Origin of the sequence: Paenibacillus konkukensis (assembly GCF_023523925.1) — a bacterium.
In the GTDB taxonomy this organism is placed as follows: Bacteria; Bacillota; Bacilli; order Paenibacillales; family NBRC-103111; genus Paenibacillus_S; species Paenibacillus_S doosanensis.
In genome coordinates, this window is record NZ_CP027059.1 from 2,053,353 (window position 1) to 2,078,077 (window position 24,725).

General features: G+C 54.8%; 18 protein-coding genes and 1 other annotated feature. Of the genes, 4 read left to right on the top strand and 14 right to left on the bottom strand.

Features of this window, described 5'->3' with window-relative positions; all coding sequences use genetic code 11:
- Positions 1-42: 42 nt before the first annotated feature.
- Positions 43-633, bottom strand: a complete 591-nt coding sequence (locus SK3146_RS08870) for a biotin transporter BioY (protein WP_249864732.1) — start codon at positions 631-633, stop codon at positions 43-45.
- 105 nt (positions 634-738) lie between these two features.
- Here SK3146_RS08870 and SK3146_RS08875 point away from each other — a divergent pair, with 105 nt between their 5' ends.
- Both SK3146_RS08875 and SK3146_RS08880 read left to right on the top strand, forming a co-directional pair.
- On the top strand, positions 739-1,560 hold the full coding sequence (locus tag SK3146_RS08875) for an ATP-binding cassette domain-containing protein (protein WP_249864733.1): 822 nt from the start codon (positions 739-741) through the stop codon (positions 1,558-1,560).
- Positions 1,557-3,371 (top strand): ATP-binding cassette domain-containing protein, encoded by a 1,815-nt coding sequence (locus tag SK3146_RS08880; protein WP_249864734.1) that lies wholly within the window; start codon positions 1,557-1,559, stop codon positions 3,369-3,371. The genes SK3146_RS08875 and SK3146_RS08880 overlap by 4 nt, the downstream gene beginning before the upstream one ends.
- A 409-nt stretch (positions 3,372-3,780) precedes the next feature.
- Here SK3146_RS08880 and SK3146_RS08885 read toward each other — a convergent pair whose 3' ends face one another.
- Both SK3146_RS08885 and SK3146_RS08890 read right to left on the bottom strand, forming a co-directional pair.
- The gene (locus SK3146_RS08885) at positions 3,781-4,896 is read right to left on the bottom strand and encodes an IS110 family RNA-guided transposase (protein WP_249864735.1); all 1,116 of its coding nucleotides are present in this window, start codon (positions 4,894-4,896) and stop codon (positions 3,781-3,783) included.
- A gap of 489 nt (positions 4,897-5,385) precedes the next feature.
- Entirely contained in the window at positions 5,386-6,282 is an 897-nt protein-coding gene (locus tag SK3146_RS08890) for a LysR family transcriptional regulator (protein ID WP_249866239.1), read from the bottom strand.
- A 137-nt stretch (positions 6,283-6,419) separates the two neighbouring features.
- Here SK3146_RS08890 and aroC point away from each other — a divergent pair, with 137 nt between their 5' ends.
- Complete coding sequence (gene aroC, locus SK3146_RS08895) at positions 6,420-7,475, top strand: chorismate synthase (protein ID WP_249864736.1); 1,056 nt, start codon at positions 6,420-6,422, stop codon at positions 7,473-7,475.
- Between the two features lie 182 nt (positions 7,476-7,657).
- Here the strand turns inward: aroC and SK3146_RS08900 are convergent, their stop codons facing one another.
- From SK3146_RS08900 to SK3146_RS08930, 7 genes are all read right to left on the bottom strand, one after another.
- On the bottom strand, positions 7,658-8,812 hold the full coding sequence (locus SK3146_RS08900) for a sialidase family protein (RefSeq protein ID WP_249864737.1): 1,155 nt from the start codon (positions 8,810-8,812) through the stop codon (positions 7,658-7,660).
- A 120-nt stretch (positions 8,813-8,932) separates the two neighbouring features.
- Positions 8,933-9,181 (bottom strand): hypothetical protein, encoded by a 249-nt coding sequence (locus SK3146_RS08905; protein ID WP_249864738.1) that lies wholly within the window; start codon positions 9,179-9,181, stop codon positions 8,933-8,935.
- A 65-nt stretch (positions 9,182-9,246) separates the two neighbouring features.
- Complete coding sequence (locus SK3146_RS08910; protein ID WP_249864739.1) at positions 9,247-10,863, bottom strand: sodium:solute symporter family protein; 1,617 nt, start codon at positions 10,861-10,863, stop codon at positions 9,247-9,249.
- Positions 10,864-10,880: 17 nt separating this feature from the next.
- Positions 10,881-11,804 carry an NAD-dependent epimerase/dehydratase family protein gene (locus tag SK3146_RS08915; RefSeq protein WP_249864740.1) on the bottom strand — a complete coding sequence of 308 codons (924 nt, stop codon included), beginning with the start codon at positions 11,802-11,804 and terminating at the stop codon, positions 10,881-10,883.
- 48 nt (positions 11,805-11,852) lie between these two features.
- Entirely contained in the window at positions 11,853-13,247 is a 1,395-nt protein-coding gene (allB, locus tag SK3146_RS08920; RefSeq protein ID WP_249864741.1) for an allantoinase AllB, read from the bottom strand.
- 23 nt (positions 13,248-13,270) lie between these two features.
- Entirely contained in the window at positions 13,271-14,047 is a 777-nt protein-coding gene (locus tag SK3146_RS08925; RefSeq protein ID WP_249864742.1) for an FCD domain-containing protein, read from the bottom strand.
- Positions 14,048-14,323: 276 nt separating this feature from the next.
- On the bottom strand, positions 14,324-15,673 hold the full coding sequence (locus tag SK3146_RS08930; RefSeq protein WP_249864743.1) for an ABC transporter substrate-binding protein: 1,350 nt from the start codon (positions 15,671-15,673) through the stop codon (positions 14,324-14,326).
- 231 nt (positions 15,674-15,904) lie between these two features.
- On the opposite strand from SK3146_RS08930, the gene SK3146_RS08935 reads away from it, so the two are divergent.
- The gene (locus tag SK3146_RS08935; RefSeq protein WP_249864744.1) at positions 15,905-16,810 is read left to right on the top strand and encodes an SDR family oxidoreductase; all 906 of its coding nucleotides are present in this window, start codon (positions 15,905-15,907) and stop codon (positions 16,808-16,810) included.
- A gap of 169 nt (positions 16,811-16,979) precedes the next feature.
- On the opposite strand, the gene yidC is transcribed toward SK3146_RS08935, so the two are convergent.
- The 4 genes from yidC to SK3146_RS08955 form a co-directional block, all read right to left on the bottom strand.
- The gene (gene yidC, locus SK3146_RS08940) at positions 16,980-17,807 is read right to left on the bottom strand and encodes a membrane protein insertase YidC (RefSeq protein ID WP_249864745.1); all 828 of its coding nucleotides are present in this window, start codon (positions 17,805-17,807) and stop codon (positions 16,980-16,982) included.
- Positions 17,756-18,109: a hypothetical protein gene (locus SK3146_RS08945; protein WP_249864746.1), complete on the bottom strand. Its 354-nt coding sequence runs from the start codon at positions 18,107-18,109 to the stop codon at positions 17,756-17,758. The genes yidC and SK3146_RS08945 overlap by 52 nt, the downstream gene beginning before the upstream one ends.
- 164 nt (positions 18,110-18,273) lie before the next feature.
- Entirely contained in the window at positions 18,274-20,136 is a 1,863-nt protein-coding gene (locus SK3146_RS08950) for an arginine--tRNA ligase (protein WP_249864747.1), read from the bottom strand.
- An 84-nt stretch (positions 20,137-20,220) separates the two neighbouring features.
- Positions 20,221-20,461, bottom strand: a binding site (T-box leader).
- 209 nt (positions 20,462-20,670) lie between these two features.
- Complete coding sequence (locus SK3146_RS08955; RefSeq protein WP_249864748.1) at positions 20,671-24,663, bottom strand: discoidin domain-containing protein; 3,993 nt, start codon at positions 24,661-24,663, stop codon at positions 20,671-20,673.
- Positions 24,664-24,725 lie beyond the last annotated feature (62 nt).

Sequence of the window (24,725 nt, forward strand, 5' to 3'; positions counted from 1 at the left end):
CGGACAGACTCCTAAAGCGCGCTGCCGTTTGTTTGCGGCGGCTTATTCCGTCAAGTCGATCATGCGCTTGACGCCCGTTATTCTCGAAACCGGGAACACCTGGCGCACCGGAACAAGAATGACCGCCGCCAATACCGCTTTGACCGCATCTCCCGGCAAGTAAGGATAGCAGCCTAGCGCCATCGCTTTTTGCAGTGAAATGCCGGCTTTGTGGGCGAGCCACGGAACCCCGCTTACATACAGCAGCAGCGACCCGCACAGCTCCAAAGCAAGAAACGTTAGCACGAAAGCGACAACGCCTCTGCCCTTGACCCGCTTCAGCAGCAGTCCGATCAGCAGCGCCGCGAACGGATACGCCCATACGAAGCCCCCGGTCGGCCCGAGCAGCAAGGCGAAGCCGCCGCTGCCGTGCAGCAAAGGGATGCCGAGCGCAGTTAGAACGACAACCAGAGCTACGCTGCAAAATCCGTACAGCGGCCCGAGAATCGCCCCCGTGAGCATGACGACCAAGTTTTCAAGCGAGATCGGAATCGGAGTAAACCCAAGGTGAATGTTCAAATAGCTGGATACGACCAGCAGAGCGCCGAACAGCGCACTAAAAGCCAATCCTCTCATAGTCAAACTTTTTTTCATTGCCACAGCTCCTTTTATTTGTTAACCTAATATGTATACATAAAGTTGACAATCGAATTCTAACACAAACCTTACTATTAGAAAAGAGTTAATTCTATGGAGTCTATGGATCGAACCGCCCTCATTACATTTGAACAAGTTTCTTATCACATCGATCACGCCGGAACCCCGCGGATAGCCCTGCGCAATATCGATCTCTCCGTTTATCGAGGGGAATGGCTCGCTGTGGCGGGAACGAACGGAAGCGGCAAAAGCACCTTGGCCAAAATAGCGGCCGGGCTGTATTCGCCGACCGGCGGAAATCTTAAGCGCAGCATCGGGCGGGAGCCGGCCGTCCAGCTCATTTTTCAAAATCCGGAGACGGCGCTCATTGGAGAGACGCCTTATGAGGATGTTTGCCTCGGTCTCGCCAACTTCGGCGTCTCTAACGAAGATATTCCGTCCCGGGCGCTCGACGCCTTGCGCCAGGTCGGGCTCGCGCAGCTTGCGCATGCTCCCGCGGCTTCGCTATCCGGCGGGCAGAAGCAGCTGCTCGCCATAGCCGGATGTCTCGCAGCCGAGCCTGCGGTGTACATTTTCGATGAAGCGACCTCGATGCTCGATCCGCAGGCAAGGGAAGGCATTATACATATCGCGCGCCGGCTTCACCGGGAGGGGGCGACGATTCTATGGATCACCCAGCTGCTGGACGAGTTGGTCTGGGCCGACCGCGTCGCTGCGCTGGAAGAAGGCCGGCTTCGGTTTACCGGAACGAGCCGGGCGTTCTTCTACGAAATCGGCGATGACGGGATGAGCTGCTGCGAACAGTTGGGGTTCGCCCCGCCTTATACGATTCAGGCCGTGCGGCAGCTCGTAAAGCACGGCTATAGGCCGGAGCCGCTGCCGCTGACTCCCGAACAGCTCGGCAAGGCGGTGAGCGCGCTATGACGCTGCAGCTGCAGCAGGTTACAGTGATGCCGCCTCGCGGCGGGTCGTCGGCGATCTTGTCCGAGGTGAGCCATACTTTCCCCGACGGAACGGTGACTTTGATCGCGGGCCGCACCGGCTCCGGCAAGAGCACTCTGCTCCACGCGCTGGCGGGGCTGATTCCTGCCGCCTCCGGACAAATCCTCTGCGGCGGCGAGCCTCTGTGGCGGGACGGCCGTGTGCAGAAATCCGTCTGGCTCCGCTCGGGTATCGTCTTTCAGTATCCGGAACGCCAATTGTTTGCCGACAGCGTGATGAAAGAATTTCTTTATTCGCTGCAGCCTCTTCGGCTATCGAAGCCGGAAGCGCTCGCGCGAATCCGCGGGTCGCTGGCCCTGCTGGAGCTGCCCGAGTCCATTCTGCAAGAATCGGTCTTCACCTTATCGGACGGCTGGAAGCGCAAAGCCGCCCTCGCCACCGCTTGGGCGGTTCAGCCGGACTGGCTGCTGCTCGACGAGCCGACGGCGGGCATCGATCCGCAAGGAATACCGCCGCTGCTCGCGGCGATCAAATCACATCGCGAGCGCGGCACAGGCGGAGTCATCGTCGTAAGCCATGATCTGGATACGTTCCTGCCCGTCGCGGATCAGGTCCTCATCATGCAGCGCGGCACGGTCGCCGCCGCCACGTCTCCGGCCGAGCTGTACGACGATCCCGGCCCGCTGCTTAGGGCCGAAGTCGGACTGCCGGCCTCGATCCGCATCGCGCAGGAGCTGCGGAAGCGAGGGTTCCGGCTGGCCGGCCGCCCTCTTTCCGCCGACGATACCGCCGAGGCGGTCGTTCGAGCGCTGCGCGCGCCGCAGCCTGCGCAACCCTCTGCGGTGGATACGGCGGCGGCAGAGGGCGGCAGCCTCGCAGCCGAGCCCGGTTTGCCGCCTGCGGATGCGGGCGCGGGCGCTGAGGAAGCGCTGGCTGCCGTCCAATGCGCAGCCAGCGGCGGCGAGGCTTTCGTCGCGGCCGAAGCTGCAGCGGCTTCGGTGCCTGCCGCAGCGGCAGACGAAGGCTTGCACCGGTTTCATCCGATCGCCAAGTGGATATTTTACGTAGCCGTATCGACCGGTATGCTTCTGCAAAACCGGTGGCCCGGACTGCTCTTCTCCGCGCTGATCGTCGCCGCTATGGTCTACGCGGCCGGCGTGTCCATGCGAACGGCCGGCAGGGCGGTTAAAGCGTTCGCCGTCTTCATCGTCATATCCGCCCTGCTGTCCGGGGTGGAGCTCGCGGCGGACGGAGAGTGGTGGCGCTGGCAGGCCGCGTCTTTTTCCCGGGACGCCGCTTTTCGAACCGTTCGCCAGCTCTCCGTGTTCTTTCTCGTGCTGGTCGCCGGCGTCGCCTTTGCCGTCAGCACCCGCCCTTCGATGATGCAGCGCGGGCTGGAGCAAGCTTTATCGTTTCTCGAACGGTTTCGCATTCCCGTCTCCGTCTTCACCTTCTCCGCCTCTCTTCTGCTGCGCTTCATTCCGTTAATAGCGGCGGAAACAGAACGGATGTCGCTGATCGTCAGAGCGCGCGGCAAAGCCGTGGCGAAGCCCGGCGCAGCCTTGCGCCTTCGGGACGTGCCGGTATTCATGATCCCGCTGCTGCTGTCGATGATGCGGCATGCCGAGGATTTAGCCCTCGCCCTGGAGGCCCGAGGCTGCAAACTGCATCGGCTGAACCGCTCTTCCGCAGACTACCCGCCTTTCCGGCGGAGAGATTGGCTTGCTGCCGCAGCCGGGATCGCGCTGCTCATTCTTTTGTTCATCTTGAATACATCGCTAAAAGGGTGGTGAAAAAGTCCGCTGCGGCGTCCATTTGATCCTCCAATCGCTGATATGAACGAGACTTGTCAATAGGCAGTTTGTAACTCCCCTTGGTTTTCCCTTACCCCTTTTCATACAAGAGGGGTGAACAAGCTGAACTAGAAGGCAAAAGCTATCAACGGTGAGCAGTCTGATATTCGCGGGTTCGGATATACCGCATGTTTTCTCTCCGTCTATAGAGAGTGGCACCACGAACTGTTGTCGTGCATCTTTCCCTCTTAGGGTTGGCACATAGCGATTACGTGGATTCTCTCTTACGGCTTTTCCCTTTGCCTTCTAACTCAGCTTTTCATCTCACTTGCATTGGAGGGGGCATGGGATTACCTTGAATCAACAAAATTGAACTTTGGTATAACAAGCGTCCTGTAAAACAGGCGATTCATCCATGTATTCTTTTTTCTTCAAGTTCTCTGGCAATCGACCAAATAAATCCACTTAATTCTCGCGCCACAGCCACAACTGCTTTGCCACTTGGCTTCCCCTTTGACAGCATTTTCGTATATTTTCGATGTAACCGATGCTGTGCCTTCCAGGATATGGCCTGTATTTCAGGTGTTTTTCCTTGTTGACGTTTCTTTAACTCTCCTTTCAACGCAGGTGTATAGCGATAACTCCAAGCGGATTCGACCAGCAAACGGCGAAGGTGGGTATTCCCTGATTTCGTAATACTTCCCTGCCATCGGCTTTGACCACTTGAGTATTCCCGCGGCACCAAACCTGTGTACCCCATAAAAGCCTTCGCATTTCCAAACCGGGTAAATGAACATACTTCGGCTACGATACCTGTTGCGGTCGTTTCAGCTACGCCACGTAAGGTTTGAAGGGCTTGTATTAATGGAGCGTGGTGCCCTTTCGTCGCTTCCTCGTGAATGGCTACTTCTATACGTTTCAGACGTTCTTCATTTTCATCCATCTGATGCAGCATTTCCTGCAGAACCAAACGCTGAGTAGCAGACTCCAATGGAATACGTCCTAACCACAACCGATACTTTGCCGTCCAGCGGCGAAGCCGCTCTTTAGGTGCAATCTGATGACGAAGAAGAAACTTCCCGATCCGCTGCCGGATTCGAGCCCGATCTTCCTTGACATCTTCACGCATCCGTACCAGATCACGAAGTGCTTCTTCCTCTTGGCTAGGTACATGCACACGGGTTAATTCACCTGCTCGAAGTAATTGTGCCAGACGCATCGAATCCCTGCGATCCGTTTTTACCCGTTCTCCTGGACGACTCGGCATGAGTGAAGGGGCGATAACTATACAGTCATATCCGTGTGCGGTTAGCAAACGAACTAAAGGATATCCTGTTGGTCCTGCCTCGTAACAAATGCTTAACTCATTGGGTTCGCCTAACTTTCTCAATGTTTTCAAGATGTGATACTCCGTATGAGGAATCGTACCCAAATACCGAGCGCCTTCTCTACCTGGATCTGCTACAGATACAGCAATTTTTTCCTTCGATACGTCTAAGCCTACGTATTTTATGGTATCCTTCATAGTACAGACTCTCCTTTGCAATTTAGCTCTGATTTTGGTTTTGGTTTAGCTTCTACTACACCATTATTCCCAAAATTAACCTAAGACGTTGCACTGACGGGGAGTCTGTCTCGTTCATGATAACTGTTGAAATCGGATTCTTTGGATTATTTTCTCGTTTTTTTGTGGAGAGAATCCGTTTTCAAAGGCGACCGCTTACGCTTTTCCAGATTCAAATGGCCCCTCCGCTCTTTTTTCACCACGCTTCCAAAGACAGCCGCTTAAGCTCAGATGAGCCCGAAGCGGCTTTTCCCGCATGGCCCGAAGCGAGAACACGCAAAAGGCCGCCCCCTGCATAAGGGAGCAGCCCTGTAAGAGTCTGTCCGATGAACGGCGACGTAGAAGGTATATCTATGCAAAATGATAGTATTCATGCAGTGTTAGCGGCAAAACAGGCAGTCATTATTCATTCAATATGCATAAACGTAACTCCATCGGACAGATGCATTCTCACTCGCTTATGGCCGCTTCGGCCAGCATCGTCATAAACCGTTCCGCCGCAAGCGGCAGCGAGGCTGCCTTGCGCGACGCGACGCCGATCATTCGCGGCGGAATCGGCTCCGCGAGCGGCAGCTCGAACAACTGCCCGCCTGCAAGCTCCCTCCGGACGAACGCTCGGGTTACAAAGGCCGCTCCATAGCCGCGGCGAGCCATCTCGACCAGCATGTCCATGCTGCCCAGCTCAATATCCGCTTCCGCGGCCACTCCCTGGGTTTGCAGCCAGCCTTCCACAAACCGTCGGGTGCTGCTCCCCGGCGACAGCAGCAGCAGCGGAAGCTCCGCGAGCCGGATCGCTGCGACCGGCCGACCGGCTTGAGCCAGCTTGCGGTAAGCTTCCCCGACGACGAAGCAGTCCTGGATGGAAAATAACGGACGGACGGCAAGCTCCGGGTCCGCCAACGGCAGATGCACCATGCCCAGATCGAGGCTGCCTTCCTGCAATTTGCCGGAGATTTCCGCCGTTTTTCCCTGCGTCAATCGAATTCTCACATCCGGATAGGCGGCATGAAACCGGTCCAACGAAGGCAGCAGCATATGCCTGATCACGGGCCCGCTCGCGCCGATCCGCAGCTCTCCGGCCGCGAGCCGCTGAAGAGACTGCAGCCGCTTCTCTCCGGCATCCAGTATGGCGAACGATTGCTCCACATAATCGTACAGCGATTGCCCTTCGCGGGTTAAGGCGACGCCCTTGGAGAGCCGGTCGAACAGCTTGGCTCCCAGCGCGTCCTCCAGCTGCTTGATCGCATAGCTGACGGAAGGCTGCGTAATATGCAGCTGCTGCGCCGCTTTGGTCAAGCTGCCCGAGCGGGCCGTGTACAGAAAAATACGGTACCATTCCAAATTCATCGACTGCATGATATAAATCCTCTCTATGGCAACAATTTAATTTTCGTATTTTATCTATTTCATGCTTGCAATTATAATGGGTACCAGAGCAAACGTCAAAACGGAATATCATTCAATGATTGCAGGAGGAGATAGGAATGGCCGGAAACAGTTTTGGAGAAAGCTTTAAGGTCACGACATTCGGAGAATCGCACGGGGAAGCGGTCGGGGTCATTATCGACGGGGTGACGCCGGGAGTGGAAATCGACGAGGCGTACATCCAGGTGCAGATGGACCGCCGCAAGCCGGGGCAGTCTTCCGTCACGTCCCCGCGCAAGGAGTACGATGAGGTTCATATCTTATCCGGCGTGTTCGAAGGGAGGACGACGGGCACTCCGCTGTTCGTCGTTTTATACAACAAAGATATGAGGCCCGAAGCTTACGACGATATTAAACTGGCCTTTCGCCCGGGACATGCCGACTTTACGTATTTGCATAAATACGGCATTCGCGATCACCGGGGCAGCGGCAGAGCTTCCGGCAGAGAAACGGCAGGCCGCGTAGCCGCCGGAGCGGTTGCCCGCAAGCTGCTGGAGAGGCGAGGCGTCAGCGTGACCGCCTATACGAAGGAAATCGGCGGCATCCGCTGCGCCCGGTACGTCGAAGGCGAGAGCGAACGCAACGCCGTCAGAGCTTGCGATCCCGAAGCCGCAGACGCCATGATCCGCAAGATCGAAGCGCTGTCGTCCGCCGGGGACAGCTGCGGGGGCATCGTGGAGTGCCGCATCGGCGGCGTGCCGGCCGGTCTGGGCGAGCCCGTATTCGACAAGCTCGACGCCGATTTGGCCAAAGCGATGTTATCCATCGGAGCTGTGAAAGGCATTGAATTCGGGGCCGGCTTCGAGGCGGCGCGCATGCTCGGCAGCGAGCATAACGATGCGATGAACAGCCAGGGGTTCATGAGCAATCATGCGGGCGGCATTCTCGGAGGCATCAGCACCGGCGCGGATATTGTACTGCGCGTCGCCGTCAAGCCGACCTCCTCGATCTCGCTGCCTCAGCAGACGATCCGCATCAGCGGCGAGGAGCATACGATCCGCACCGTAGGACGGCACGACCCGTGCATCTGCCCGCGGATCGTGCCGGTCGTGGAAGCGATGGCCTGCCTCGTCCTTGAAGATCACTTGAAGCGGCAGGCCGCCCTGCATGCATAAACGGAACGGGCGGCTGCCGCACCGCCCGCCCTGCTTTGCTTGCACACCGATTCGTCCCATTCCGGCTTGATCGCCGTGACGGAATTCGGACTGCTCGTTATCTGCTAGGCGCGTCGATCCGGCTGCGCTGCCGGCCGACTCGTCTTTCCCGCCCGGCGGCTCGGCGCAGGCGCGGTCAAGCTTTATTGGATATCCGGCCGCCCTGTCGCTTTATTCACAAGTTGCTTCAGCATAGCGCCTTGCGAGCCGCATTGCCCCCTCATAATATCCTCCTCGGTGAACCGCGCCATCAATATCTCCCGTTGTTTCACCCGTTCCCAATCATAAGTCACATAAATGTATCCGTCCGAGGCTTCGACAGCATCCGGATAAGACACCTCATTGCGTTCATCCAGCAATAACGTATACGGCCATGTCTTCCCGTCGTCTTCGCTCAATAACGCAGTCAGATGGCTCCGCCCCTTCCAGCTTTTCACATTCCCTTGGCTCATAATATCGTCCAAGTCAATTCTTTCCTCAAAATGATAATGATTAATCAATAACAGCCTTCCCGATTTCAATCTGCGAATATGAAAGCGCGAGCATGGTCCGTCGATATGGCTTTTCCGGCCCGGAGACCAAGTATAACCTCCATCATGCGAGAAGCTCTCCCCAATCCCGTCAAACGTTCTGACAAGCATCCATAAGGTCCCGTCGTTTTTTTCCACGATCATATGCTCGTCGAAGCCTCGATTAGGCACATCCGCATGACCTCTAAGACTAATCGTATTCCCGTTATCGGCGGATACGTAAACATTGGAAAACTGCTCATGCTGGAGTCCGTGATTTTCGCTTGGCCTGCTTCCGCTCGTATTGCACCATATCGCGCAAGGAAACAGCCATTCTTGCTTCGATGTGACAACAGGTTTATTCATCATAATGCCGTTGGCTATTCTTCGCGGTGGGGACCAGTTCAGTTTCTCCGCATCCGGATCTTCGCAAACGGAAACCCATACTCCCATTCTTCCGTCGTTAAATCCGCGCGCCTGCGTCCAAGTCAACCATAATCTTTTCAAAGGATCGATCCACAAATTGGGATCATAAATACGGCATTCCCGATCGGGATGCTCCACGACGGTAACGCCTGGGCGGAACGTCTGCCCATGATCGTCGCTTACGCATAAAACCATCATATTGCCGCCAACCTCCGCATCCTGTCCGGAGTAAAAATTGATAAAGATTCTTCCTTGATCCGTGACTTCAATCGAAGGAATCCCTTGCCAACGCCGATAATGATCCTTAAATCTCTCTTCGGTAGGCTCTATAAATATATGAGCCGGTTGTAATGCGGAATCCATAGATGTTCCATCTCCTTATCTCCGTTGTGGTCTAGAAGGGGGGGAAAATCCGTCTACAAAGGCGAACGCTTACGCTGCTTCAGATTCCAATGGCCCCTCAGCTCTTGTTTCACCGCGCTTCTAGTTATCTTCATGAAAGACGGCTGATCCGCTCGCCTGGTAGGATTCGGACTTTTTCATCGTTAGGAAGCTGCCGATAAAAAAGGCTGCTCCGAACAAAACGGTGAAAATCCCCCACCATAAATTGATATTATATGGAAAGTATTCCGTCGTTTTATTCGTAAACAAGCCGTATATCGTTAAAACGACGCCGAGGTAACAAAAAATAACGCCTGTTAAAAATTTAAGATCAAACAGCAATCGCTTCATACTATCACTCCCCGTCTGTTTCGTTGCAATCAGCCGACATTTACGCCTGGACAAGTTGAAACCGCTTACCAATAATAAAGATTAATAACAAGCATAATAATCAGAGAAATGACGGATAAATAGCCTGGGCGTTTATACCAAGGAAGATGGGCGTACGATATTTTTTCGCTGACGCTTCGCACTAATCCCTTAAGCTCGCTTTCCGGTCTCGGTTTCGTAAACAAGCTTACGACGATAGTGATGACCATAGTTACGATCCAAGCCCATAGTGCCCTTGAGAAGTTGCCTTCCGCGAGTGTGCTGTAGAAATCGCTTGGAATGAAGAAGAACATCAGGAAAGAGCTTGCAACCCCCAATAACAGTCCCCAGAACGCGCCCCATCCGGTCGCCCTTTTCCAGAACACTCCCAAGAAGAAGGTGGCAAAGAACGGTGCGTTAAAGAAGGAGAACAGCATTTGAATGTAATCCATAATGTTCGGAAATTTGGCTGCAATAAATGCGGCGAACACGGCGCATATGGTCCCAATCACAACCATGAGACGCCCGACTTTAATATAATGCCGGTCACTGCCGTCCTTGTTAATATAAGCTTGATAAATATCATAGGTCCACACGGTAGTAAAAGCGGTAATATTCCCCGCCATCCCGCTCATGAAAGCGGCCAATAGAGCGGTGATCCCGAGACCGAACAGCCCTTCGGGCAATAATTTCACCAGTGTCAACGGCAACGCCAGATTGTAGGGCAAGTCAGGGTTTTTGCCTAGCTCGGGAAAAAGCGGAACGGCTATAAATCCCGGAATGATAACGACAATGGGCACGATAAGTCGAAAAAAGGAGGCGTAGACCGGCGTGTTTTGAACAGCTCTTACATCCTTGGCGGCAAAAGCCCTTTGGGCAACCAGGAAGTCGGTCATCCAATATCCGAACGAGAGAACGAAGCTAAGACCTATAATGACGCCAAACCAGCTTACCCCCATCGGATTATCGGCCGTGCTGCTCAAGCCCTGCCATAGATGTGTGAACGACTCGGGCAAATTAGCCAAAATACCGTTGATGCCTCCAAACTTATACATTCCGATCAGCGCAACGGGCAGCAAACCGATCCATATTAAGAAAAATTGAATGACCTCATTGTAGATCGATGAAGTTAATCCGCCCAGCGATACGTATAATAGAACGACTATGGCCGCTACAATGATGCTGAAGACCATCGACCATCCCAACAGCACGCTGAATATTAATCCCATTGCGTACAAGCTAATTCCTGAAAATAAAATCGTCAGGACGAAAAAGGTGACGGCGTTCAATCCCCGGGTGGCTTCATTGAAACGAAATCTTAAATACTCCGGAATCGTTCTCGCTTTCGATGCATAGAAGAACGGATACATGTACAAGCCTACGAAGATCATGGCGGGCACTGCTCCCATCCAATAATAATGCATAGTCAGCATGCCGTACTGCGCACCGCTGGCCGCCATTCCCAGCAATTCCAGCGCGCCTAAATTCGCCGCCAAATAGGCGATTCCCGTCATCCATGCCGGAAGCGACCGGCCCGATAGAAAGAAGTCGCTGTCGGTTTTGATCAGCTTGCGAACAATGAATCCGACGACGATGACAAATGCAAAATAACTAAAAATAATGAAATAATCGATCGTGCCAACTGAAATTTGCCCCATGGACATTCACCCGCCCCGTTGAATTAAACGCTTTCAAACTGCCCGCTGCTTGCTTTCTCCAAATATTTTGCATAATCCGCAATGCCGTCTTCAAGATTGTATTTGGCTTTAAACTGCAGCTGCCGCTCCGCTTCGCCGCAATCGAACGCACCGATAAAATCATAGCCTAAATCTCCGGAGCCCAGCTTGATGGATATATTAGGGTAGAGCTTTTTAATAATGGCCGCAACCTCCGTCATCTTGGTATTGACGCCTGTTCCGATATTAAAGATGCTTGAGCTGCATGCTTCGGCCTGCAAAGCCTGGTAAACGGCCCGAGCGGCGTCCTTCACATAAATGAACTCCAATTGCTGATCCGCACCCTTCGCATCATCGACGTCTATTCCGTTCACAGCCCGCTCCAGCAGGGACTTGATGGGGTCCGGCATGAATCGGTAGGGCCCGTATACGAAAGCAAGGCGTAAAGAAATGACGTTCATCCCGTAATTTCTGTTGTACGCCTCCCCCAGATACTCGCCCGTTAATTTGGTTACGGCATACGTATTCTCCGGATTTACCTTGCTTTCCAATGTAGTTACGGCTGCGGCATGATTGCCGTAGACAGCGCCGGAGCTCAAATAGACCACTTTACGGATATGAAATATTTTTGCCGCTTCGAGGATCGTCGTCGTTCCTACAATATTGGTTCGTACAGTCTCATAAGGCGATATTTCTCCCGCATGAGGATGTGAAATTCCGCCCGAATGAACTATCGCGTCAATGCCGTGCTTTTGGATAATCGAGGCCAATCTCGGAAAATCGCATAGATCTCCCGTTTCAACGGTAAAATGCTCCGTCAGCGGCGATGTTTTCTGGTCAAATCCTACGACGTTATGGCCTTCGCGGGATAATAGTCCCATCACTGCGGACCCTACTAGCCCTGAGCTTCCCGTGACTAATACGTTCATGCTTATTCCTCCTTTATTTAACCCCTAAAAAGGGGGAGAATGGATCAATTAACGCTGAATGGCTACAAATTCTCCGTAGGAGGCATCTCCGGTAATTTTCCCGTTCTCATAAACGACGCTTCCCCGCACCATCGTTATCTTCACTTTGCCTTTAAACCTATATCCTTCGTAAATGCCTTGCGAGCTTTTCGTCTTGGAGAACGAGGATTCGCCTTTATACACCCATTCCTCATTTAAATCTACAATCGCCAAATCGGCGTCGGAACCGACGGTGATGGTCCCTTTTTTCGGATATAATTCAAACGCTTTCGCGACATTGGTGGAAACCAGCTTTGCCAGCTCGACCAAGCCGAGTCCTCTGGCATTCACGCCTTCGCTGATCATAGCCGGCAGCAGTACGTCAATTCCGCCGAATCCGGGCGGCGCTTCCCATATGTTATGTTTACCCTTAAGCTTTTCCTCGTCCGTGTACGGCGAATGGTCGGAGCCGATAAAGTCTATATTCCCTTTGAATAGCTGTTCCCAGAGAGCCTCTTTATTCTCGTACGACCTTATGGGAGGATTGCATTTGGCGAACGGCCCCTTCTCCCGCAGGATCGACTTATCGAACAGCAGGTAGTGCGGACAAGTTTCATTAGAAACCTTAACCCCCCTCTTCTTCGCCTTGCGAACCAGTTCTCCGCCTTCGGCTACGGACATATGAACAATATGCAGCCGGCAGCCGGCATTTTCTGCGAAACGAATGGCTCTTTCCATCGCTTCCAGTTCAGCCAGGGCCGGTCTTCCGTCAGGATATGATTCCGGATCGAGCACACCGCTTTGCTCCATCTCTTTGCTTGCGGCTTCAACAATGTCGGCGTTTTCCGCATGAACCCCGATGAGGCCGTTGAACTTGGCTGCATGTTTCATCGCTTTGAACAGAATGTCGTCCGGCGTATGCGGATAATTGTCATTGGCATATGAAATAAACGCCTTATAACCGACACATCCTAATTCATGCATTTCGCTGAGACGATCTGCCGATGCCGGAATCAATCCGCCCCACAGAGCGAAATCGATCAAGCAATGCCTATCCGCAATATCCTTTTTTAATTGAAACGATTCCCGATCGATGACCGGCGGGACGCTTAACGGCATCTCGATTAACGTCGTGACTCCGCCCGAAGCCGCCGCTTGAGAACCGCAGCGATAGTCCTCCCTATAATCTTGAGGGCCCGGTTCCCATAGATGAACATGGGGATCGATCGCGCCCGGCAATATAACCCTCCCCTCTGCATCAATAAGCTGCTTGCATTCAACCGCACTATCGCCGTCCGTAATCCCCGCAATTTTCCCGTTTTGAATTAACAAGGTTCCCCGGACCGCCCGATGCTCCAATACAATGATTCCGTTGACTATCGCAGTATCGAATATAGTTCCCATTTCCTGTACTCCTTTCTTCATAACTCTATGGAATCTTATCTTCCTTACTTTCGTTCGGCTTGTTCTTTGATCGCATTGATCAGCGTTTCAATATGAACGCCCATTCGTCTCTCCGCTTCATGCGGGTCGTTCTGTTTAATAGACTCGACAATCGAGATGTGCTGGAGCAAATACTCTTCTCCGCGTTCTCTGGTGATGAGCCGGGCAATCTGCGATTCCAACCGAAGCTCCTCGTAAATTAAAATATCCAGCGATGCAATTAAAAAGCGATTATAGGAAGCCTTTGCCACTTTAATATGAAAATCCAACGCAATATCTGTAGGATCGATTTTTCCTTTGACCACGTCCGCATGCTTTTTCAAAGAAAGCTCAAGTTCATCGATATCCTTTGGATTCGCCCGAAGTGCGGCCAGTCTTGCCGTTTCGCACTCCAAAGCTTTTCTGGCATGAAGCAAATCGATTAACTCATCGAGACTTTGCGGTATCGCAGCCATCATAAGCCGTGCCTGAAGGCGTTCCCTCTCTATCCTTTCCGATTGCATCTTGGCATAGCCGATTCCTTCTGAAGTGATGACCCTTCCTTGTGCATCGACAAGCTTGGTAAACCCTTTTGAGTCCAATTCTTTTAAAAGTCTTCCAATGGTGGCGGTGCTTAGCTCAATCCCTTTGAGCCCGAGCATTACCTTCAGTACCCAAGAACCGACCGGTTCGTCGGATTGGATTAAATACTTCAACACCAAATACTCCGAATATTCGTTTCTTGAAGCAAAAAAGCTCCCTTCGTCGAGTTTGTCTACGTTTTCAACCAATTTGATGTCCACCTTAAACCTCGCCTTCTCACCTGCTCATCATTGATGAGCAGGTGGAAATAAAAAAATTTTGACTCGCTTATTTTACACTGTACTGCTCAAACGCCGCAACACCACCTCATCAATGATGAGCAGGTACGTTTTTATTATAGTTTCACGATTTATTATTTGTCAATACATGAATTGTATTCGCTCTCATAGGCCACCGCCATCCCACTTTGCCCGTTTCCCCGCATAAAAAGAAACGGAGCCCGCGCCGACGTGCGCAAGCTCCGCTTAAAGCCGCTTCTATTTGCCGGCGGACGACGCCTTGATGGCGGCGTCTATGTCCGCGTCGGCCTGCTCCGCCGCCTTGCGGAAGGCCGTATTGACGTCGCTGTCTCCGCCTACGACTTCCTTGAACGCCGCGCTCACCTTGCCTTCGACCTTGTCGTCGTACGGCGTTTTCATCGCAATGGGGGCCGGCTTCTGAGGATAGAACGATTTCATATTTTTCCCTTTCAGCTGCTCCAAATCGGCGCCGAACAGATCGACGACCTTCTGATCTTTGATGATCGGAAGTCCGGTGCCGTCCCTGGCGAATTTCTCCTGCATTTCGTCGGACGTCAAATACGTAAGAATCTGGAAGGCGATATCTTTATGCTTGCTGATGCTCGATACGGCGGCGTAAGTCGGATACATCTGCGGACCGACGCCCTTCGCATCGCTGAAGGAAGGCAGCGAGATCGCATCGACGTTCATGTTCACCGCGCTGTTGATCAACAGGCTGCTGTTGCCGACGTACATCGCCAGGTTGCGGTCCTTATTAAACATATCGTTCTCTTTGCCCATCTTGTCCTTCGGAAACTCGGCGCCGGGAATCCGGTAAAATCTCGCGAAATTGTCCACGACCTTCTTGAACTCTTCGCCGGCGATCTGCGATTTGTTCGTCTTCGGATCGACGTAGGCGATCGACTTCTGGTTGACCCGGGTCATCGAGCTGAACGGCGTCGAGCCTGCAAAACCGTAATACTGGATGCCGTTGTCGGATTTGCTTACTTTTTTAGCCAGCTCGTACAGCTCGTCCCAAGTCATCCCTTCCTGCGGATACGGAACGCCGAATTTATCGAAAATGTCCTTATTGTACACCAGCGACTGCGCCGTCGTGAAGATCGGCAGCGCATTGATTTTGCCGCCCGTGAATTGGTCGATGAAATCGACCGTCGTCGGCTCCAGCCTGCTTAAATCGAAATTCGCCTTCTTGATCGAATCCGAAACATCCTGCAGCAAATTATATTTCGGAAACTGCGCAATCAGGTTAATATTCAAAATCAGCAGATCGATATCCGATCCCGCGGTCAGCACTTCCTCCACATTCGTACCTTGTCCGTAAGGGATAAACTTAAGGTTGACGTTCGGAAATTTCGCTTTGATCGCATTGCCCATCAAATCCATGAACTGCTCCTGCGTCGTGCCTGTGCTCGGGCGATAAAAGGTAACGTCGACCGGCTCCGTCTGAACCGGTCCTCCCTTATCGCTGACGGCTTCGACCGCTTGGGCCGGCGCCTCCTGCCCTCCCTTGGAACAGCCTGTAAACAGCGTCATCAGCATCGCCGAAGACAGCAAAGCCCCTGACAGTTTTCTTTGTGCAAGCTTCATTCGCACTCTCCCCTTTGAATTCTATCGCATATGTATTCGGCTGCGGCCGATCCGGCCAGCAGCATGCTTATTTAACTATACAAAGGAGAGGTGCTACGTTTCTATACGGTAAATTATGCTCCTATGTGTTAATTTGCGTTTGCGGTTCGGCAGCTTCTCCTGCCTGGAACCGACGATGGGCGCGGCGAATATACTATTTCGATATATACTTTTTTTTCACCGGAGGTTCCCATGAATTCGTATCCTGTCTACCCGTATTACAGTAAAGAAATGGTTTGCGAAGAGCAGCCGATCTCGTTCCCTGCCCAGCATCAGAACCAGCAGCCGGGGCTTGAGTATTTGATGAATCCGAAGCCGATTTTCGATAATCCTTCCTATATCGGAAGCGGCAAACTGAAAGGAAAAACCGCCATTATTACCGGCGGCGACAGCGGGATCGGCCGGGCGGCGGCCGTCGCTTTCGCCAAAGAGGGAGCGCAGGTCGCCATCGCCTTCTTGTACGAGGTGCCCGACGCGGAGGAAACGAAGCGGCATATCGAGAAGCTGGGCGGCAAATGCCTGACGATTCAGGCGGATCTCAGACATAAAGCGCAATGCGCCCGGGTCGTCCAGGAAACGTTGCAAGCCTACGGACAGCTCGATGTGCTGGTCAACAATATCGGCGTCCAGTTCCCTCAGCCAAGCTTGCTCGATATTACAGAGGAGCAGCTGCTCCACACGTTTCAGACGAATATTTTCTCCTATTTCTTCATGGCCCAAGCCGCGCTGCCGCATTTGAAGGCGGGGAGCTCCATCATCAATACGGCTTCGATCACCGCTTACCGGGGGAGCAAGGAGCTGATCGACTATTCCTCGACCAAAGGGGCGATCGTATCGTTTACCCGTTCCTTGTCGATGTCCTTGGTCAGCCAGGGCATTCGCGTCAATGCCGTAGCGCCCGGTCCGATCTGGACGCCGCTTATCGTTTCGAGCTACTCGGCCAAGGAAGTGTCCACTTTCGGAACCGATACGCCGATGAAGCGCGCCGGGCAGCCTTTCGAGCTCGCTCCGGCCTACGTCTATTTGGCGAGCGACGATTCCAGATACGTTACCGGAGAAACGATGCATGTTAACGGAGGCGACTTTATCACCTCTTAACGGCAAAGTAACCCCGCAAAATGGGGCCTTCGCTTCGAAGCTGATTCAGGTACTTGGCGGGGGGCCCCGAAATTTATAAATTCCGGCAAAAAAATAGCCCGGACCAGTCTCTCGACTGATCCGGGGCAGCTTGTACATAGCTTATTTCCTTTAAAAGCATACTTGCTCTCTACGCCTTGCTTTCCGCAGGCTGATTCGTTTCATCCACTGCTTTGACGTGATATATTTTTTTGGCGAGCAGCGTCTGCAAGATGACGAAGATTCCTCCTACGACCCAATACAACGGCACGGCGGCGGGAGCGCTGAACGAGAACACCGCCATCATGATCGGAGAGACGTAAGCGATAAGCGCAAACTGCTTCTGCTGCGCCGGATCGACGCCGATCTGCGATACTTTATATTGAAAGTAGTAGATGATCGCCGCGACGAACGGCAGCACCATATCCGGCTTGCCGAGCTGAAACCATAAGAACGAATGATCCGCCAGCTCCGGCGTCAGCTTGATCGCGTAATACAGCCCCGATAATATCGGCAGCTGAATCAGCATCGGCAGACAGCCTACCGCCAGCGGGTTCACCTGATGCTTCTGATACAGCTGCATCGTCTCCTGCTGGAGCTTCGTCTTCGATTCCGCGTCGTTCTTATCTTTATACTTGTCCTGCAGCTGCTTAAGCTCCGGCTGAAGGGCGTTCATTTTCTGTTTCATCATATGCTGGCTGCGGTACTGTCTCATCATGAGCGGCAGCAGCACCAAGCGGACCATCAGCGTCAGAACGATCAGCCCGAGGCCGTAGCTCCCGTCAAAAAAAGTAGCCAAATGCTGAATCAAATAAGAAAAAGGATACACAATATAATGATTAAACATGCCCGGCGTGCTCGCGTCGATCTTGGCGTTCGGTCCGCTAACCCCGCATCCGCTGACGATGAGCAGCACGGCCAGCGCCGTTAGTAAGCCGATAATTTTAAACCGGGTGAATCCATTGTTCTTCTTTGCCATAAACATCCTCCTCGTTTGGATAAAAAGTAACTCTCCAACGAGGGGCGGCAGTCACCGGATTCGCCGTCCGGCGCTTCCTTCCGCTTCACTCTGCGCGTTAATCCGTGATGAACGTCGCGGCGGGTTTGCCGCAACCGGGGCCGCGGAAGCGGCGGCATCGACGGATGCTCATTGCGAATCCAGTCCAGATGGACGCCGTCATGCAGAAAAATACGGTACACATAGCTGAACGAACAAATAATCCCGATAGAAAATAAATACGGCAGCAGTTCGTGAATGAGCACATCCTGCAGCTCGAACAATGCATTCACCTCCTTAGCATGCCCGTCTTATTTCAATAATATCTTACTATTTACGAGTATATCTTATATATACGAGATCAGAGGACCGATTGTTTCAGCCCACTGTTATGTTACTCTTTTCCGGCCGTTTCGTCCAGAGCCAGTTGTTAGTCAGGCACCCAGTATCACATTCTTCTCGGGGCGGGCAGGCCGAGCACCTCGAGCGCGTCCTTCAACGTCGCTTGGAAACGCGCCGTCAGCCACAGGCGAAACGTTCTCTCTTCGCCTTCCGACTTCAAAATCGGGCACGAGGCGTAAAAATGGTTGAATAGCGTCGACAATTCATGCGCATACGCGCAAATCGTATTCGGCGACAGCTCCCCGGCCGCCGCCTCCAGCGTCTCAGGCCAGTAAGCCAGCTGTCTGATAAGGCTGAGCTCCTGCGGATGCATTCGCTCTCTTTCCGGCACATTCGCCGTGATAGCCTCTGCTTCGCTGCCGGCTTTATCGAGAATGCTGCATCCTCTCGCGTGCGCGTACAATAAATAAACGCCCGTATTGCCCGATATTTCGGTCGCCTGCGCCAGATCGAATACAACCTCGGTTTGCAGATGAAACCTCAGCAAGTAGTAACGGATCGCCGCGGCGGCGATCGTCCGGCTGGACAGACCCGCTTTGCGGGAGCGCTTCGCCTCGATCGCCTCCTCCATCCGGCGGAGCAAATCCGCCGCTTGAATGCCGATCCCTTGGCGGCCCGACATCGGATAGGCATGCTTGCCTTCCGATACGTCCACGCCGAGTCCCGCCGCCGTATCCCTGCTGAGCGAGACGACGCCGTAGCTGACGTGCCTCAGCTGCGCCGCTTGCTTCTCCAGCCCGAGCGCGGCAAGCGACTGCCTGACCATCGCTTGTGGATATTTCTGCCTATGATCGATGACGTTAACGACCATATCCGCCGCGCCCAGCTTTTTCCGGGTCCCCTCGGAATCGGTCGACCATAGCCCTTCGCCGAACTTTTTGTAGCGGAAATCACGGCCCAATACGCCGAACTTCCACAAATGATAGGCAATATCTTTGGCCGTGTACGTCAAAATGCCATTGGAACGGACAAGCACTTTATCAGCCTGAAATTCCGCTTCGCTCCCGGCCGCATCCTCCTGCTTCAGCACCCAGCAGCCTGCCAGCTTCCCGGCAGTTTCCCGGCGGAAAATCGGCGTCGTTCGAAGCAGCTCGAATGCGCTGTCCCAGAAGCCTTCCTTCACGATGCTGCTTTCCCACACGAGCACGTCGTACCGGATGCCGAACTGCTTCATTTCCTCCAGATGCTCGCGGACGATTCGTTCCGCAACAAGAAGCCCCAGCCAGGCGGTATTCGTATGGCCCCGCTCCAGCTCGTGAAGCACCTCGGCCCGCTTCTGCAAAAGCTCCGGTCGCTTCCCGTACTCGCGGTTGATCTTGGCATACGTGTCCCAGCAAAAATCGCCGAACCGGGCGTAATTTCCCGCGTTGCCGGTATGGAGCAGTCCGACGACCGTGTCGGCCAGTTGGTTGCCCAAATCGTCGATATAATTGTGCACCTCGACCGTATAACCGCTGCGTTTCATCATACGGGCGATCGTATCGCCGATGCAGGAATTGCGCAGATGGCCGACATGCGCCGATTTGTTCGGATTGATCGACGTATGCTCAATGATGACTTTCTCCTTTTTCCGCTGAATCTTCTCGGATGACGCTCCCGGAGCGCTCCACTTCGCCCAGTTGACATAGAAATTGAGAAAACCGGGGCCAGCCGTCTCGATTTTGTGAAAGTGCGGTTCGGCTGCGGCATCGTTCATCAGCTTCTCCCTGATCTCCGAAGCTATCGACTGCGGAGACCGCTTGAGCGGTTTGGCCAGCAGCATCGCGGCATTGACGCTGTAATCGCCGTGCTCAGAATGAGCGGGGCGTTCCACGGAAACCTTCACGCCTGCGGGCCGTTCCCTCCCGGAGGTCTCCCATAGCTCGCTAACAATACGTTCTACCGACGAAACAATTATATTTCTGATCATCTGTGTTCCCTCCGTTTAGGATGATAGTGCCAGCGGATAAGCGCCGGCCGATTCCGGCAAAAGCAAAAAAGCCCCCGTCTCCTTGTAAGAGACGAGAGCCTGAAGTTCCCGCGGTGCCACTCTAAGTGCCCATCCGCATTAGCATGCGAATCGGCCGCTCATTAGCGATAACGGTCTCGTACCGGGTTCGCCTACGCCGCCATAAACCGCCGTTTCGGCCAACCATTTCCCGGGTCCGCTTCATTCCGATCCTTCGTACCGGCTTGCACTAACCCGGCTCGCTGCGACTGTCGGTCGGAATTACTCTCCCGTTCATCAATATTCGAATATGCCGTGAAACATCGTCTTTCTATACTTTATAGTAGTTATACTGGAAAAAGGTTTCCATGTCAAGCGGCATTCCAGCAAGGTTATCCGTCAGCATTTCGCTGCAGTGCCTGAGGACGAACCATGGCTCCTTCCGCCGACGAGACGGCGGCGCATTGTGAGGCTCGCAGCCAGTTCCTCCCCCGGCTCGACCTCGATCCCTGCCGTTTACGGCTGCCCGGATGTTTGCAGCATCAGTGCCGGACGCAGCGTCTCATATACTTTCTCGCGGGAATACAGCTCCGCTTCCGCATTCTGCCCCTCGGTATCGGCGACCAGAATCGAAGCTTGGCCGCCCCGCCGGCCGTTCACATAATCGGTCAGCTCCTGCGAGGACAGCGAGTAAGCCTGGATCGTATTGCCTGTGACAGTGATGCTTCCCAAGTAGACTGCCGTCGAGCCGATGCCGGTCACCTGCGTCCCGCCGGCGGCATGATTGGGCGATGCGTTCCAAGTTAAGCCGCTCTCGCTCCATGAAGCGTCCGAAAGTCCGTATACGTCGAATCGGTATGCATCGTCCCCGGGATTGGCGTCGGTCAGTCTGCCGCTTAGCCGCAGCTGCGCGGAGGCGATGCCGCCGACTGCAGGCACGTTGAACTTATAATAGGCGATCGAAGCCGCGGTTCCGTCCGGACTCGTCGTCATCCGGAAGTTTTGCGCGTCGTTCGAGTCTCCCGCGCCGAAATTCGCATCCGGCCGGGAGCGGTCGGCCCAAGCGTCTTCCGCGGCGGCTGCCTGCCGGTCGAACACGGCCTGTACCGCAGAATTCACCAGCAAATCCGCGGCGATGTTGCCCGCAATCTCATTGTCCTCAAGAACGATCCCCGTACCCGCATCGATCTGAACGCCGGTCCGGTTGCCCGTTACCGTATTGCCGGCGATCCAAACATCGGCCGGGTCTCCGGCTCCGACATGGCCGTTGTTTTTGTCCCCCGCATCCCGCATCACGACGATGCCTCTCGAACTCGGCCCCGAGAAACCGCGGATGACGTTATTTCTTATGATCGTTCTCGGCGCATTCAGCACTTCGATGCCGTCATCCGTAACGAACTCCCGCGTCGGTTCCAGCTCGGGATCGAACTCGATCAGATTGTTCTCGACAATCGTATCGGGCGAGCCCATCATTAATTGAATGCCGCGCAGCGAATTGCGGATCACATTGTCGTGAATGTAATTGTACGGGCCGGATGCGTCGTGATTGCTCGGAGACGAACCGCCGGTATTGCCTACGCCGATTCCTCCGCCGTGCCAAACACCCGTCACCGTATTGCCATATACTTCGTTCAAATATTCGTCCTCGCCGTGCAAATCGATCGCATCCAGCGCCGTCCCGGTAAACGTGTTGTCTCTAACGACGTTATTATGCGTATAAGCCTGCAGCAGCGCTCCGTGACGCAGCGCATTCGTGCCGTCAAATAAATTGTTCTGCACCACGTTCCAGCGGGAGTCGTTATAATATCCGAGCCGGTCTTCCTTAAACACCCCTTGAATATCTACGCCGTAGCCGGCCCCGCCGCCTCCGATATCCGTAGCGTTGCGGAAGAGCGAATGCTGGACGACGACATCGTGAGCTTTGCTGATCCTCACGCCGAGCCGCTCGTACTTCTCCACCGTCACATGGTCGACCACGATGTTATGCGGCTCGTTATTCGTATTCGTAGTGCCGGAAGAGCTGTCGTCAATGTAAATGCCGGATTTCGGCCCGCCGCGCTCCGGGCTGGAAACCGTCGTGTCGGTCGGATAAGCACCCGTCCAAGAGGAGCTGATCGTCAGGTTGGAGATGACGATGCCGTTCTTGTTGATCGCCGCCATGACGCGGCTGTTGCTTCCGGTCAGCGAAGAACCGGCCCGATTGTCGAAATCGGAAATCAAGATCGTCCCTTCCTGACTTTCCCCCCGCAGATTGACGCCGCTTTTCAGCACCAGGTTCGAGTTCGCATCTCCCGGAGCCGCCGTCTTCAAGTTATACACGCCATTGGGGAAATACAGCTCATCGCCAGGCTGCGCTTCGTCGATAGCCCGCTGTATGGCCGGACGGTCGTCCTCGCCGTCGGCCGGATCGGCGCCGTATTCGGCGGCGACATCGATCGTTCGGCCCGTCACCGCATTGGGCTGCGGCAGCAGATGAGGCGTTCCATCGGCGTTATACAGCCCCGCTTTCAAATAAGGGACGGCCGTCGGAGCATGAGAACCCGGTTCCTCGGCTACAGGCTCGAGGACGGCCCCGTTCGGATTGGGCGCATACACCTGAAGCTCTTGAATGCCGTTATACGCGGTCGCCGAGTTGCCTTCGCCGGTCAGCTTAATATAGCGCGCTTCCGTATCGGGAAGCTGCACAGCTTCCAATCCGGCGGAAGAACCGCTGCTCTGGCCCGTATATACCCTTGTCCATGCGAGTCCGTCATTAGACACGTCGAGATGGAACCGGGATGAACGGACGTCTCCTTTGTACCAGGCGATACCCAAATAACCGATTGAAGATGCGGCGCCCAAATCGTATTGAATCCACTGTCCCTGACCGTTTGCGCCCCAGCGCGTGCTCAGCTTGTTGTCCGCCGAGGCTTGCGGCTTGTTGCCGTCGTCGGAGCTTGCCGTTATCCCCGCCGGGTCGAGCGGGTATCTGGACCGGGGAGTAGCGCTTGCCGGAGCCGAGTCGTCGCTGCTGACCCCGCTGTCGTTAACCGCCTGAACGACATAATAATAGGTCGTTCCGTTCGACAGCGATCCGCTATCCTCCAGCGCGAGGGCATTAAGTCCGGCAGCGATCGGCATAAACGGTCCGGTCGGAGAAGCCGACCGCTTGACGGTATATCCCGCCGCTTCGTTCACCGGACTCCAAGCCACCTTCACTTTGCCATTGCCCGGGACAGCCGTAACCGCCGAAGGGGAGTCCGGAGGCGTCGACGGAGACGCGGCGACCTGCGCGGACAACGGGCCTTCGCCCTGGGCGTTCACTCCCGCCACGGCGTAATAGTAAATGTGTCCGGGGATTAGCCCGGTATCCGTATAAGAGAGCGCTGCCGCTCCGACCTCCCCGATCGTCTCGTAAGGCCCGCCCGGCTGCTCGCTGCGCTTGATACGGTAAGCGGTCACGTCGGCGGACGCGTGCCAGGTTAAGGCGGCCTGCGACAGGCCGACCACCGCGAACAAACCGGCCGGGGCCGCCGGCGGAACCGTTGAAGCCGTCGAAGCGGCCGTCAGTTCGCCCGACGGGAGTCCCTCCGCTTCGGGGCGATCCTCGGCGGACGCGACAGCCGATACGACATAGCTGTAAGCGGTCCCGTCAGGCACGAGGTCCGTGTACGAAGCTTCACTGACGGTGGCAAGCATCGTATACGGGCCGCCCGGAGAGGAGCTGCGCTTCACGGCATAGCGGCCGCCCGTTCCGTTCCAGCCGAGGCTGATCTGCCCGTCGACGGCGGCCATCGCCGCGAGTCCCGTCGGGGCCGGCGGCACGACGTTGACCGCGTACATATCGTCGAATGACGCCGCAGCTCCTCCCGCGGCGAAGAATCCGACCCGATTCGCAGCGGTGCCGCCGGGCGCTTCCGAGAGCGAAGTGTCCTCCGCGACGTAAAGCGTCGGACCTCCTTCCGCCGAACCGGCCAGCGATGCTCCGCTCACCGTCAGCTTCAACCGGTAATAGCGGTCCGCATCGAAGCCGGGGATGACGGCCGACTTCAACGTCGTGTTAGCGCCCGCCGCGCGCTTGCCGAGGCTGAGCTTCCCGTCACGATTCAGCGATAACCAGTAATAATTGCTGCTGTCTCTGTAGCGGGCCGTAATGCCGGCGGCGGCGGTCGTGTCGGATTTGACGAGCGCCGAGTAAGCGACATTGTTGCCTACGAAATCCTTGTTGTAGAGCAGCGTCGTGGAGGACTGCTGCCCCCCGATCCGGATGAAATGATTCGCGGCTTCGTCCGCGTCGGCCTCGACGGACCAGTTATTGGCGCTTGCATTGGCCGCCCAATGGTAGGCTGTGCTGCTGCTCGTGTTGAATACGGCGCTTGTGCTGAACCCTTGAAAGTCTTCATAGATGTCGGTCTCCGTTGTAACGGCGCGCGCCGTTCCGGGAAGCTGCGCCGCTCCGCAGAGGAGCAGCCCCGCCGTCAAGCAGCTGACGCTTCTTTTCCAAAGCCGTAACGATGGCTTGCTGCGCATGATTCAATCTCCTTTCGTTTCTAAGAGTGTGGTGAACAAGTCCGCTGCGGTGCCCATTTGAT

What these genes read in the sequence shown, in the direction of transcription:
- SK3146_RS08870 (WP_249864732.1), bottom strand. Translation starts at nt 633, where the DNA reads ATGAAAAAAAGTTTGACTATGAGAGGATTGGCTTTTAGTGCGCTGTTC.
- SK3146_RS08875 (WP_249864733.1), top strand. Translation starts at nt 739, where the DNA reads ATGGATCGAACCGCCCTCATTACATTTGAACAAGTTTCTTATCACATC.
- SK3146_RS08880 (WP_249864734.1), top strand. Translation starts at nt 1,557, where the DNA reads ATGACGCTGCAGCTGCAGCAGGTTACAGTGATGCCGCCTCGCGGCGGG.
- SK3146_RS08885 (WP_249864735.1), bottom strand. Translation starts at nt 4,896, where the DNA reads ATGAAGGATACCATAAAATACGTAGGCTTAGACGTATCGAAGGAAAAA.
- SK3146_RS08890 (WP_249866239.1), bottom strand. Translation starts at nt 6,282, where the DNA reads ATGAATTTGGAATGGTACCGTATTTTTCTGTACACGGCCCGCTCGGGC.
- aroC (WP_249864736.1), top strand. Translation starts at nt 6,420, where the DNA reads ATGGCCGGAAACAGTTTTGGAGAAAGCTTTAAGGTCACGACATTCGGA.
- SK3146_RS08900 (WP_249864737.1), bottom strand. Translation starts at nt 8,812, where the DNA reads ATGGATTCCGCATTACAACCGGCTCATATATTTATAGAGCCTACCGAA.
- SK3146_RS08905 (WP_249864738.1), bottom strand. Translation starts at nt 9,181, where the DNA reads ATGAAGCGATTGCTGTTTGATCTTAAATTTTTAACAGGCGTTATTTTT.
- SK3146_RS08910 (WP_249864739.1), bottom strand. Translation starts at nt 10,863, where the DNA reads ATGTCCATGGGGCAAATTTCAGTTGGCACGATCGATTATTTCATTATT.
- SK3146_RS08915 (WP_249864740.1), bottom strand. Translation starts at nt 11,804, where the DNA reads ATGAACGTATTAGTCACGGGAAGCTCAGGGCTAGTAGGGTCCGCAGTG.
- allB (WP_249864741.1), bottom strand. Translation starts at nt 13,247, where the DNA reads ATGAAGAAAGGAGTACAGGAAATGGGAACTATATTCGATACTGCGATA.
- SK3146_RS08930 (WP_249864743.1), bottom strand. Translation starts at nt 15,673, where the DNA reads ATGAAGCTTGCACAAAGAAAACTGTCAGGGGCTTTGCTGTCTTCGGCG.
- SK3146_RS08935 (WP_249864744.1), top strand. Translation starts at nt 15,905, where the DNA reads ATGAATTCGTATCCTGTCTACCCGTATTACAGTAAAGAAATGGTTTGC.
- yidC (WP_249864745.1), bottom strand. Translation starts at nt 17,807, where the DNA reads ATGGCAAAGAAGAACAATGGATTCACCCGGTTTAAAATTATCGGCTTA.
- SK3146_RS08950 (WP_249864747.1), bottom strand. Translation starts at nt 20,136, where the DNA reads ATGATCAGAAATATAATTGTTTCGTCGGTAGAACGTATTGTTAGCGAG.
- SK3146_RS08955 (WP_249864748.1), bottom strand. Translation starts at nt 24,663, where the DNA reads ATGCGCAGCAAGCCATCGTTACGGCTTTGGAAAAGAAGCGTCAGCTGC.